Genomic DNA, 13,001 nt, shown 5'->3' with positions numbered 1-13,001 from the left:
AATCATAACTTCAGCCATTATACCATGGCTGGAGCCCGATCATATATCACCTACCTGAAAAAAGTACTGCTGTTACTGGCGGTATCTGGTCTGTTGATTTCCTGGCAGGACCCAGCACCGGCAGTGCTGAAAAAACACAAGGCCGCCAACCGGCTGGATGAGTGGATCTACGCCTATATTCAATGCCCTGCCGCTTCGCCTGCAGAAAAGGCCGCACAGCTGAAAAGAGCTGCTGCCAATGCCTGGCGGGTGCCCCGGTCTACCGATGAAATACAGGCATGGATGGACCTGCTCATTAACCAGGGCTATTCCCTGTTGCAAAGCGGCGATATCATTTCCTCTACAGACGCCTACCAGCAAGCCTTTGAATGGGGCCGGCAACACACCTCCGTTACTGATCCCGGCCTAGTACTGGAATATATCCTGAAGCCGCTGGGCAACAATTATACGCGGCTCGGCGACTACGAACAGGCGTTGTTTATTCACCGCATAGCGCTGGAATTTGCCCGTGAGCTCAACGATCGTCAGGCTACTGCAGCCACTTACAGCAATCTCGCTAACACTGCCGCCAACATGGGGCAGCTGGAACAATCGCTTCGATACTGCCAGGAAGGCTTGCTGCTGGCGGATAAGCACAGTGCTACCTATGGTTTGCTGTTGTCTGAGCAGGCAGATGCCTGCCAGCAGTTACACCAGTTTCCGGCCGCCAGGCAAAGTATTGCGCAAAGTATCCGCATCCTGCAACAGCAGCCCGCCGGCAACCCGGAAGCCACGCACTGGCTGTTTATGGCCTATCAGCAGGCAGGCGATATTTATCTCGCTGATCCCAAAACCGCAGCACAATACTACTTCCGTGCGCTGTCCATGCCGGAAAGCCAACGCACCCTGCGAAAGAGGGAACAGGCCCGCCTGTTCCTGCGTATCGCGAAGTTGCAAGTTTCGGGTAAGCAACCGGCAAAAGCGCTTCCCTGGCTGGATAGCTGCTCAAAAATATTACTACCGGGAAAGGATATACGCAAAGTTACTACTGAAGATGTTTATGGTGAATACACCCTGCTGGATCTCCTCTTCACCACAGCATCGGTGTACCAGTCGCTCGGGCAACCCGCTACAGCACTGTCCTTATACCGCCTGAGCTTTACCGCAGAAAGGGAGTTGCGGCACCAGTATATATCCCCATCGGCCAAAGAGGCCGCTATATCAGATAGCCGTTACCGTTATGAAGCCGCTATTGCACTGGCCTGGCGCTGCTGGCAAACCACACACCAGGCAGCTTACCAGCTGGCCATCCTGCAGTTTATGGAAGACAGCAAGTCGCAGTTATTGTGGGAAGAAATGCAGCAGCAGTCCATTCATTCCGGCAACGATACTATCCAAAAACGAATCCGGCTGCTGGAGCAGGCGCAGCTCTACTACAGGAAAGAAGCGCTACTCGGTAGTAAAAATGATAGCTTATTGCAGCTTCGCCAGCAGCGACTGGCCTGGGACCTGGCTACTTTAAGGAAAAAAGTACGGCAGACAGCACATAACGGCAATGAATTGTTTTCGCCCGACAGCCTGCTGCACCGGCTGGCTCCCCGCCAGCGGATCCGGACTTACTTTGCGGGAGAGCATACCTTATACAGCATAGAATCGGATCACCAGGGAATACGGTATGCGGATAGCACGCCGCTGGACCGTGATGAGATCCGCTATTTTAAGCAGCATTTTTTTGAAGAAGGGGCGTCTGCCATGGTGAACCATCCGAAGGCCTATCACCAGGCAGCATACCGCCTGTATACGCAAATATTTGCCGGGCACCCATTACAGGCCGGCTACAGTTACCTGCTGATGCCGGATGGTCCGCTCAACACACTCCCAATGGACGCCCTGATAACAGACCCTGTATATAAATCCGCCATCGGGCAATGGTCCTTTCTTGTGAAACAGGCAACGGTATCTTACGCTTATTCATTGCGCACCTGGAACCTACAGATGCAGGCCCATAGCAATCCCGAAGGCTTCAGCGGTTTCTTTATTTCGCGGCAGCACGCCGGATTACCGGACCTGCAGGGAGTTATGAAAGAAAAAGAGTTGCTGGCGCCGGTGATAAATAACGGGCAATGGTTTGTGAATGAACAGGCACACAGTCAACAGTTCAGGAATGCGTTGGAGCAATCGGGCATTGTACATATCAGCACGCACGGGTTCACTCAAAAGGATAGCACCGCTGCCCCGCACCTCATGTTGTATGATGCGCCGTTCTACTTATTTGAATTGAATGGTATTGTCCGCCACCCCGCCCTGGTGGTGCTGAGCGCCTGTAAAACCGGCGACGGCCGCCTGGTAACCGGGGAAGGCATCCAGAGTATGGCGCATGCTTTTATGGCGGGTGGCACGCCTGCAGTGGTAGCCGCTTACTGGAATGTAAACGATGCCACTGCTCCCCTGCTGATGCAACAATTTTATGAGCAACTCACTATACAACACAATGCCGCCACTGCCCTGCAACAGGCCAAGCTAAACTGGCTTAAAGATCCCATGGTAACGGACATGCATAAACTTCCCTATTACTGGGCCGCATTGAGCTTCCAGGGGAATACGGCGGCGGCAGTCCTGTCTTCCTCCCGTTTCTGCTGGTACTGGCTGCTTTTACTGCTGCTGATACCGGCCTTCCTGCTGGTACGCAAATGGATTCGTTAAGGAATCATGAACAGTCCACCGAATTCCCCTTTTTTTCCTTAAATTCATTGAAGAGAGTCTTCAGTCATATCCTGCTTTTATGTCATTACTACTGAATGTTCCCAACGCGGAAAAAGAGCATGCTGCATCTATGGGCGCCCAATGGGATCAGGTGGCGCGCGCCTGGTACTTACCGGAGGACCGCTACGACCGGCTCATAGAGGTGGCCCGGTGGATACCGGAAAAGCATCCTGCCATTATTCTGCCCACCGAAATAAGTATTGTGCAGGCTGGCAGGACGTGCTGGAAATGCCAGCACAATAACCGGGTAATAGCGCTTGCCGGCAATTATTTTTATGAGAAAGATATGAATGAGCGGGATGAGTCGGTATGGCTGGCGCAGGATTTCTTTACAGTATTCCAGCAGGTGTCCAGCATTTCAGATAACCTGCAAACATTTCTGAATGATTACTATCCGCGTTACAAACGGGCGTGGTCAAATACACTGGGGAGTCATTGCTGGTCTAATCATTGCGAATCATGCGACAGCATCCAGGGCGACTGGTTCCTGTTTGATGAAGCAGGCAGCGTGTTTAATCCTACTGTAAGAGAAGAGGCTGCCCGGCTGACGATCAGGAACTATACCCTGAAATATGCGCCCCTGATCGATGCAGTTTATTCTCTCGGAGATCATGCACGGCTCATCAATGAATTTGCAGAAAGAGCGGATCTATAATTTCACATGTGTTTTCAGGAAAATAAAATAGCGGGGATCTTCTTCTGCAAAAATCTCCTTCCCTTCCAGCATATACGCCCTTAACAGGTATTCCAGCGATTGATCATGCTGGTTCAATTCATACAGGCTTTCCCCCAGGCGTAAATTCACAAAGCCGTTGGCCTGTGCATCCGGGCCGTTTAAGGCGTCATAAAAGCTATTGGCGGCCGCCTCATAGTTGCCTTTAAAGTAATACATATCCCCGATGCTGGCATACAACCAGGTACTGGCTTCCCAGTTCCGCGCCGGTTCCGGCAGGAGCTGCAAAGCTTCGGTAAACCGGGCAATGGCGCCATCAAAATCATCTGCATCCGCCAGTTCGTTGCCCGCCTCAGATAAAGCTTCTACTTTTTCGTGGATATCTGCCGGCAGTTCTTCCTCCACTACAGTTGCCAGGCCGGAAAATACATGCAGGTATTTTTCATCCACTCCTTCAAATACGCGCCCGGCCGACTTATGCATAGCCGTAGTAAAATATTCTTCTGCTCCTTTCATATCTCCGTTTTCAAAACGGGCTTTACCCAGTACAAATTCACATTCACCATCATCTGCACGCGCAGGATCGCATTGTTGTAAGGTATTTGCCCAGCGGAGCATGGCCGGAAAATCTTTTAATATGAAATAGGTTTCTGCAATGGCAAGGGCAATATGATAGCTCTCGTCATACACCTCTTTAGGTGCTGGCAGCAGTTCCCAGGCTTCTTCCAGCTTCAATGCATACCTGGCAGGATCATTGTTTTCAAACAACACCTCTGCTTCTTCCCAGATGGCTTCAATAGCCGCCACAATTTTCTGATCGTGTAATTCCATATATCCCGTTTTAAAAAGTCCCTGTACAACCGGAATTGTACAGCGGCCATTCAGATGATGCCGCTTTCGAAGGAGCGTATCTCACGTTGTAATTTTTCGCCTTTGTATTCATCTGCGAGCTGCAATCTTCGCAGCCCGATCTTTACATATTCTTCCTGCATTTCTATACCGATGCACTTCCTTCCCAGCTCTTTAGCCACCGCGCAGGTAGTGAAAGTACCGGAGAACGGGTCCAGGATTACGTCTCCCGGGTTGGAACTGGCTTTAATGATACGTTCCAGCAGGGCAACAGGTTTCTGGGTGGGATGATTTTCATATTCATCCATGCGGTAGCGTACCCGTGCAAAGTCCCATACATTGCCGGGAACTTTTTGCGTGTTATAGGCAGCCGGCGTGCTTTTCCGGTAGTCGATCAGTTTCCTTTTTGCCCCTGTTTTGGCTTCAATGAGAATATCGGCTGCATTGAAAGTGTAGTTGTTTTTATCGTTTACGCAAAACAGGATGGGCTCATACATGGACCCAAAGTATTTCCTGGCCTGTACGCCGGAGCTATCGTAACTCCATACGATGCGGGAGAGAATATTGATTTTCTGACGCAGGTAAATATCAAAATAAGGCATGAACTGGGTGGCGGTCATTACATAAAAGCTGCCGGCAGGTTTGAGTTTCTTTAGGCAAAGGTCCAGCCACTGATAGCACCAGTTAAGGTATTCTTCTTCCGTATCCCATTTTTCAATATGCCCGTTAAAGTTTTTGCCGATATTATAGGGAGGATCGGCGAAGATGAGATCCACAGAATGATCCGGCACCAGCGTTTGCAGCGCCTGCAACGCATCTCCATGTATTATTGTATGATTGTGGTTACCGAATACTTCCATTTCCTTCTTTTCTGCCGATAAAATTAGCTAAAAAAAGGCCAGATAAAGATACCCTGGCCTTTTTTAGCGGAAACCTGCGTCAGAAGGTGATCCACACCAAGAATACACTAAATGGGGATTATATTATTATATTCGTATAAATACTAATGGAAGATGAGCCTGAAAAAACCCATTTCAATAAAAATTTTCCTGGCGATCTTATCCTGCTTTGCCTGGTTTGCCCTGATCCCACAGTTTTTCATCACCATCGGCAGTAACCAGGCGCCCTGGTTTGAGAATTTCATCCGGTATTTCAGTTATTTCACCCTGCTTACCAATGCTATGGTAGCCATTTCCAGCACGGTGTTGTTAGTAGCGCCCAATAGCAGCTGGGGACGATTTTTTGCACGGACTACCACCGCTACCGCTATAACGGTGTATATTACTATTGTGGCACTGATATATAACGTGATCCTTCGCCCCCTCTACCAATTTGAAGGATTACAAAAAATATTAAATGAAGTACAGCATGTAATCGTACCGGTACTATTTGTTTTATATTGGTGTGTGTTTGTGAACAAAAGTTCCCTTCAATGGAAAGACTTCCTTCCATGGCTCTGGTATCCCCTGATTTATGTTTTATTTGTACTGATCCGTGGCTCCTTCTCCGGTTTTTACCCTTATCCGTTTATCAACTTAAATGATTTAGGTTTCCGGCAAACATTAATAAACGCCGTTGGAATGGGCGTGCTGTTCACCTTAATGTCCCTGGCTTTTATTGGCGTCGGGAAATTATGGTCGCGTAAAAAATAATTATTGTCAGGGGCGGGTGCTGTAGCCTCTTAATTTCGCCCGGATATATTTACCGGATGCTGTGAGCTGAGCAGCTGTCCAGCCCCCATTTGCGGGCGCACCGGGCAACAGGATAGAACATAACTCGTTGGGCTTATCGGACACCGACCAGTTAATCCAGCTTACCTGGTTGCTTTCCAGGAACGTAAACCACGCCTCCCATTGGGGATAGTCGATGTGGCCGCTGCCGGTAGCTTCCGAGCCGTTACACTCTGTTACAAATACAGGAATGTTTTTGCTGAGCGCATAAGCACAGTCATCTCTCAGCCACTGGCCATGTGACGCCGCATAAAAATGTACCGTGTACATAATATTACTGTAGCCGGTTAAAGGCGCATCTGCTACTTCGCGGATCTTCTGGTCCCAGTGCGGGCAACCTACAATTATAATATTATCCGGATCATATGCACGGATACCGGCGATCACCGCCGCTGCATAGGATTTCACCTGTTCCCATGTTTGCGTTTTATTAGGTTCATTGATGATTTCATAAAGTATGTGCGGATGATGACCATACGTTTGCGCCATCAATTTGAAGAAGGCGACCGCTTCTTCCTGGTGAAATGCTTCGCAATGCCAGTCGATAATTACATAGCTGCCTTTTGCCAGCGCGGCGTCAATTACTTTCTTCAGCAGTGCAAGCTGTCGGGCACGATCATTCAGATAAGCAGGCGTTGCATCAACGCCCATGGCGGCGCGGACAATATCTGTTTTGAAATCATCCGTCAGCCAGTTCACTACGCCCGGGTTCCAGTACTGCGGCCACCAGGTGCTCCAGCCGAAACTTTGTCCGCGCAGGGATATAGTATTGTTACGCTGATCTTTCAGGTAGCGGCCGGATACATGCAACGCGCCATACCGCTGCACCGGTGATCCTGCCGGGAGCGTGTCTTTCGGAGGCTTATCGCCGGCATCCGACCGGGCCGGTTTTGCACAGACAAAGGCGCATAAAAAGAACACAATGATGTAGAAAGATAACGGGAGCCGTTTCATATGCTGCATAATTTATACTGCTTTCTTCGGTGAATCTTTCCCCGACTGCTTGATATAGGCAGAAGGCAATACACCGAATTCAGCTTTGAAAGATTTTGTGAAATAATGCGGGGTATTAAATCCCACTTCGTATGATATTTCTGCAATACTCAGCTGGCTTTTTTCCAGCATCAGTGCTGCTTTCTGCAGGCGGATAGAGCGGATGAAATCAACCGGTGTTTTACCCGTGAGCAGCAACATCTTTTTATAAAGCGATACCCTGCTGATGCAAAGATGCCTGCTTAATTCTGCCACACTCAGGTTGGCGTTCTGCAGATTTTCTTCCACATAAGCCAGTGCGGCAGCGATAAATTTTTCATCTACAGATTGGATGGAGATATCCGCCACCTGCACCTCCACCTGTTTGGTATATACTTTTTTGATAGTGGTTTGTAATGTAAGCAGGTTCCGGATCTTTGACACCAGCATTTCAAAATTGAATGGCTTACAGAGATAGTCGTTGGCGCCTGTTTCCAATCCCTTTATCTGATATTCCTCGCCTACCAATGCGGTGAGCAGGATAATCGGGATATGCGAGGTGCGCTTATCCTGTTTGATTTTTGTGCACAGCTCCATGCCATTCATTTCAGGCATACTTACATCGCTCACAATCAGATCGGGATGCAATGCCAGCGCCTTCTGCCATCCTTCTTTGCCATTGGCAGCTTCCAGTAAACAGAAGTACTCCTGCAAATTATCTTTCAGGTAAAATCTGAAATCATCATTATCTTCTACCAGCAAAATGGTAGGTTTCTTATTCTTTTCCCGTTGTGTAACGGCAGTTTGCTGGTTCTCTGTAACTACCTCCCCGTTTTCCGCCGGTTCTGTTTTCAGCGGCAGCTCTACTATAAAGCAACTCCCGCCATTGGTAATAGATTCTACCCGGATGCTCCCCTGATGCAATTTTACAAACTCCCTCGTAATAGATAAACCAATACCACTGCCCTGGTTGATGAGCGAGGCAGGAATATCATGCTGATAGAAACGGTCAAAGATCTTATCTACTTTTTCCGGGGGAATACCAATGCCGGAATCCATCACATTGATGCGGAGGGTTACGGTGTTGCCGCTTTCATCTGCCGGGAGACAATTCAGGAACACGCCTACATGCCCACCTGCCGGTGTAAACTTGAAAGCGTTGGAAAGCAGGTTGAATAAAATCCTTTCTATCTTATCATAGTCAAAACTGGTTTCAAGGGAAGAAATATCGGTATCAAATGCAAACTTGATATTTTTCTGTTCCGCAATATCCATAAATGAAAAAGATACTTCTTTAATGAAACGAATAATATCACCCGGGCGGGCATCCAGCTTCAGTTCATACACTTCCATCTTCCTGAAATCCAGCAGTTGGTTTACCAGGTTCAGTAAGCGTCTTACGTTGCGTTTGATCATATTTACCTGGACGTTCTGTTCTGCCAGCTGCGGATCTTTCAGCATTTTATCGAGTGGCGCTATGATCAGCGACAAGGGCGTCCGGAACTCGTGACTTACATTCGTGAGGAATTTAATCTTTAGCCGGTCCAGTTCATGCAGTCGCCTGGCTTCTTCCCTCTCCTGCTCGCGGCTCCGTTGCGCTTTTTGTTTTTCCTGCTCCTGTAAAAACTGCGTCCGTATTTTTTTGATACCCCTGTATCTCAGGTAAAATAAACCCGCTAAAACCAGCAACACATAAGTGATGTAGGCGACCTGAGTTTTCCAGAAAGGCGGAAGGATACGGATATTGATCGCGAGCACTTTTTCGTTCCAGGTATCATGTACAGTGGATGTTCTCACTTTAAACACATAGCTGCCCGGATCCACATTGGTGTAAGTGGCTTTGCGGATTTTGTTATCAACGGCTACCCAGTTTTCATCCAACCCTTCCATCTTGTACTGATACTTTACTTTGTCGGGGTTCAGGTAATCCAGTGCGGCAAATTCTATCGAAAAAAAGTTCTGGTTATAATTCAGTACAATATTTTTGGCAATGGTAATAGAAACAGGAAGAATCACCCTGCCATTTATTTTTTCACCGGTATTTACGGTATGATTAAATAATTGGAAATCTGTAAATACCAGTTCCGGTAAGATGTTGTTGATCTTAATACTTGCCGGGTTGAAAATATTAAAGCCGCTGCCTCCGCCAAAGACCATTTCTCCTTTGGAGGTTACCAGGGAGGCATCTTCATTAAACTGCTTTCCCTGCAGGCCATCTTTTACATCATAGTTAATGAAGTTCAGCTTGTACACCTCATTTTCCACCGACACTACGGCATTGGAAAGGCCGTTGGCTGTACTTAGCCAAAGGTTATGATTTTTATCTTCCCGGATGCCGAGTATATTATTGTCTGGCAATCCATCTTCTTCCCGGAACAGGGAAAACTGTTTGGTATTGGGATTAAAAATGTTCAGTCCCTCGCGTGTACCGATACAGATATATCCCCTGCTGTCTTCGATCATGGAAAGGATATTATCATTTGCCAGGCTGTTGGGATTATCATTTTCATGCTGGTAATGCACAAACCTCCCGGTCTTTTTCTGCAATACGTCAATACCGTTCGACGTGCCGATCCAGATATCCTTGCGCCGGTCTTCCAGCAGGGTAAAAACGTAGTTTGAACGGATGCTGACGGAATCTTCCCTTCTTAAATGCCTGAATATTTTTGTTTCCGGATCAAAAATATTTACGCCACCAGACAGCGTTCCCACCCAGATACGGTGTTCACTGTCTTCCATAATTTCATAGATCCTGTTATCAGACAAACTATTGGGGTTCTGTTCATCATGACGGTAATGGGTAAACGTTTTTCCATCGAAGTACTCGAGTCCACCAAGGTAGGTGCCTACCCATATATGCTGTTTATGATCTATACAAATACTTACAAGCACATTGGTGCTTATGCTTTGCGGGTTAGATTTATCGTGTACGTACGCCTTATAAGTACCTGTTTGCGGGTTAAAACAAGTAAGTCCGCCGCCGTTACTGGCCAGCCACAGGTTGCCTTTTGCGTCTTCCGCAAATGCGTTTATGTCGCTGTAGTTGAGTCCTTCCGGTTTCATGGGATCATGGCTGTACAAAGGGAATTTGAAGAGATCCGGATAATAATAATTAACTCCTTTTTTATAAGTCCCAAACCAGATCATACCGGCTGCATCGCTGTACAGCGTGGTAATACTATTTTGGGAAATACTGTTTGGATTACGTTCATCCATTACCAGGTTCTGTACATGAAACCCTGATTTATCGAGCAGGTTGATGCCACCGGGATCGGTGGCAATCCACACTTTGCCTTGTTTATCTTGCATCACCGCATTCACAACATTTGCGGTGATCCTGTTTTCCGGTGCATCTTTATAGAAGTGTTTCAGCAGGTTGCCCGAAGGGCTGTAATAGTAAAGCCCATCGCCGCTGCCGGTAAAAACCCAGATATCCTGCTGGTGGTCGATGTACAGCTGGTACCTGGTAGCTTTCTTTTTAGCCAGGGTTGCATACAAAGGCATGGCCCTGTATACCACTTTACGGGTACGGGTGTCAAATTGTTCCACCCATCCGTCGAGGTATGCAATCCACAGGTCGCCGCGATCATCCAGCGCAATATCAGATATGGCAATGGAATGAAGGGAGGTACTATCGTTTGCAGCAACGCAGTAGGCTTTTATTTGTTTGGTGTGTTCATTAAGAATGATAATGCCATGATCGGCATGTAAAAAATAAAAATCGCCGTTGGCGCCCTTCAGTATTTTTTCTACCTGGTAGCCATATACCTGCAGCGGGTGCAGCAATTTGGCTACATCATCATTGAAGCTGTCTGTTTCCGGATCATAGATAGAAAAGCCAAGCTGTGTTCTGATCCACAGGCGGTTCCCGGGGGCATCATAAATTTGGGTAATAAAATTATCACTGAGAGAAGTGGCATCATTCAGCCGGTGTTTATATACCTTAAATTTAGAACCATCAAACCGGTTCAATCCATTCAGGCTTCCCATCCACAGGAATCCTTTGGCATCTTTGAGGATGCTGGTAATTCCATTATGGGACAGCCCGTTATTTACATCCAGGTGCGAGAAAGCATACGGTATATCCTGTGCAGAAACAGACGTGCAGTACATACATAACAACAGCAGGTATTTTATATTGGTAAGTTTCATCTTATAACGCGGACGCAATTGAAAAAAGGTATATCCCCGCTGCCGGTAGTGACAGCGGGCGATATGAAAATACGATTCCTCTGTTTAAAATGTATGCTATTTTCGGGTTATTCAATCACCAGCGGATTTTCCGACTCAATATCCATTGGTGTGGTACCGTCCGTGCTGAATACCAGTGTGCCGGTAGTGGCCGTGGCCGGTACCTTCAGCACCAGGTCTGTCACCGATTTGCTGACAAATTCCGTTACTGCAGCATCATCGTTCCCAAAAGTGACCCGCGTTACCCAGTTTACAAAAGTGCCTTTAATGGTGATCGTAGCTCCTTTGGCGGCGGAAGCGGGAATCGTGGTAATGGTTACCGGCACATTGAGGTTCAATACCGTTTTGGATACAATATCGCCTTCAGGTGCTTTCAGGGTAACCACTCCTTTCTCCGTTTCCTGCGGCACCGTGATGACGATATGATCGGCCGTTTGTTCTGAGAAGGCCGCGGCTTCTACGGTAGCGCCTTTCAGCACGATGGCGGTTACTTTATTAAGATTGGTACCGATAAAGCCGATCTTGTCGCCTGGCTTTGACCCGGATGGGCCAAAGCTCAGGAGTGTTACCTTATCCGTTTTAACGGCATCGTCGTCGTCTTTACTGCATGACATCAGTCCGGCGATGAGCAGGAGCAGCCAAAGCAGTTGTTTATATAAAATAGTTTTCATTGAAATGAGTTGAGAACTTGTGAACACTTATTTCCTAATCACTTTTGGCACTACGCGGAAATTATCGAACGACATATCGCAATCGAGGTCACCGGCGCCGCTGAACACAATCCTGGTGTAGTACCCATTGGGTTGCACGGTTTGTTTGGCGTAGCTGGCGGTTACTTCTTCGTAGGGAATAGTCACGGTTTGCCACACGCCTTTGGTGTCGTAAGGAGGCATCCAGGAGAAGTCGCCTTGGCCGTCATTCTTCACACCTACACAAAATTTAAGTGCATTATTGTTGTAGGGCTTCTTCGTGTTCAGTTCAAATTTCAGGTTATAGTTTTCCGGTTTCAGGATGGCTTCATCCGGGATATTTTTGCTGATGGGCCCCATGGCATCTGCAGGTCCGCCGGCCAGCTCCACCCAGCCCCAGTTGCTGATGGGTTGTTTTACGCGGATATAGTTACCATTGATAGCGGCAGGGTCGCCGGCGCCCGGATTGGTTACTACAAAAGAGGAATTCCACCAACCGGTGAATGGGTCGCTGCTGATAAAAATGTTCCTGTTATCGCGGAACCAGAAATCGGAAATGGCTTCCCCGAAATTGGTTTTAACGGTGATTTGCCCTGGTTGTGCGCCGGCAGGCACCCTTACTCTCACCTGCTTATCTGTTGTTTCCACTATTTCGCCAACAGCGCCACCGGTAAAGGTTACCGTTACGGGCGCATAGAAAAAATCACCTGTGATCACGGCTACATCCCCGGCGGCCACATATTCACAATCCATCCGGGTAAGCAGTGGTTTGCTGATTTTTACCGGGAAATTGTACTCTAGTTTTTTTCCGCTGCCGAAGATGATCTTCAGTTTATTATCTACTTCTACCGGGATTTGGGAAGGTATGCTTACGAGGATAACGGTAGGCGTAATGTAGGGTTGTGTAAGACTGGCTTTCTGATCGTTGAACCAGATTTCCCTGGCGTCTCCGAGGTTCTCCCCTACAATGGCGATCAGCACACCCTGCCCGGCTTCTACGAGCAAGGAGTCGCTGGTAGCGGGATCTGTGAGCCGGACATAACTGATCCGCGGCTCTCCGTTGTTGGGGAGATTATCTTTGCTACAGGAAATGATTCCTATACACATAATGAGCAATACTATGGAGCTATATATCTTTTGCATGAGTATATTATT

The 13,001-nt window shown here is 47.8% G+C and carries 9 protein-coding genes; 3 read left to right on the top strand and 6 right to left on the bottom strand.

Annotated elements, in window-relative coordinates; translation table 11 throughout:
- Positions 1–24 precede the first annotated feature (24 nt).
- Both QFZ48_RS14570 and QFZ48_RS14565 read left to right on the top strand, forming a co-directional pair.
- Positions 25–2,682 carry a CHAT domain-containing protein gene (locus QFZ48_RS14570; RefSeq protein WP_429062783.1) on the top strand — a complete coding sequence of 886 codons (2,658 nt, stop codon included), beginning with the start codon at positions 25–27 and terminating at the stop codon, positions 2,680–2,682.
- Positions 2,683–2,761: 79 nt separating this feature from the next.
- Positions 2,762–3,397: a DUF5710 domain-containing protein gene (locus QFZ48_RS14565; protein WP_370912614.1), complete on the top strand. Its 636-nt coding sequence runs from the start codon at positions 2,762–2,764 to the stop codon at positions 3,395–3,397.
- Here QFZ48_RS14565 and QFZ48_RS14560 read toward each other — a convergent pair.
- The gene (locus tag QFZ48_RS14560; protein ID WP_429062781.1) at positions 3,392–4,246 is read right to left on the bottom strand and encodes a tetratricopeptide repeat protein; all 855 of its coding nucleotides are present in this window, start codon (positions 4,244–4,246) and stop codon (positions 3,392–3,394) included. The two genes, QFZ48_RS14565 and QFZ48_RS14560, sit on opposite strands and share 6 nt — an antisense overlap.
- 50 nt (positions 4,247–4,296) lie before the next feature.
- Complete coding sequence (yhdJ, locus tag QFZ48_RS14555; protein ID WP_429051499.1) at positions 4,297–5,124, bottom strand: adenine-specific DNA-methyltransferase; 828 nt, start codon at positions 5,122–5,124, stop codon at positions 4,297–4,299.
- 153 nt (positions 5,125–5,277) lie between these two features.
- Here yhdJ and QFZ48_RS14550 point away from each other — a divergent pair, with 153 nt between their 5' ends.
- Positions 5,278–5,916, top strand: a complete 639-nt coding sequence (locus QFZ48_RS14550; RefSeq protein WP_429051501.1) for a Pr6Pr family membrane protein — start codon at positions 5,278–5,280, stop codon at positions 5,914–5,916.
- A 6-nt stretch (positions 5,917–5,922) separates the two neighbouring features.
- On the opposite strand, the gene QFZ48_RS14545 is transcribed toward QFZ48_RS14550, so the two are convergent.
- The 4 genes from QFZ48_RS14545 to QFZ48_RS14530 form a co-directional block, all read right to left on the bottom strand.
- Entirely contained in the window at positions 5,923–6,948 is a 1,026-nt protein-coding gene (locus QFZ48_RS14545; protein WP_429062780.1) for a glycoside hydrolase family 5 protein, read from the bottom strand.
- A 12-nt stretch (positions 6,949–6,960) separates the two neighbouring features.
- Complete coding sequence (locus tag QFZ48_RS14540; RefSeq protein ID WP_429062779.1) at positions 6,961–11,118, bottom strand: hybrid sensor histidine kinase/response regulator transcription factor; 4,158 nt, start codon at positions 11,116–11,118, stop codon at positions 6,961–6,963.
- A gap of 107 nt (positions 11,119–11,225) precedes the next feature.
- Positions 11,226–11,828: a hypothetical protein gene (locus tag QFZ48_RS14535; protein ID WP_429051506.1), complete on the bottom strand. Its 603-nt coding sequence runs from the start codon at positions 11,826–11,828 to the stop codon at positions 11,226–11,228.
- 27 nt (positions 11,829–11,855) lie between these two features.
- Positions 11,856–12,989 carry a glycan-binding surface protein gene (locus QFZ48_RS14530; RefSeq protein WP_429062777.1) on the bottom strand — a complete coding sequence of 378 codons (1,134 nt, stop codon included), beginning with the start codon at positions 12,987–12,989 and terminating at the stop codon, positions 11,856–11,858.
- Positions 12,990–13,001 lie beyond the last annotated feature (12 nt).

Origin of the sequence: Chitinophaga sp. W2I13 (assembly GCF_050434005.1) — a bacterium.
Classification (GTDB): domain Bacteria; phylum Bacteroidota; class Bacteroidia; order Chitinophagales; family Chitinophagaceae; genus Chitinophaga.
The sequence above is the reverse complement of the archived record's forward strand: the minus strand, read 5'-3'. Positions and strand labels throughout refer to the sequence as shown.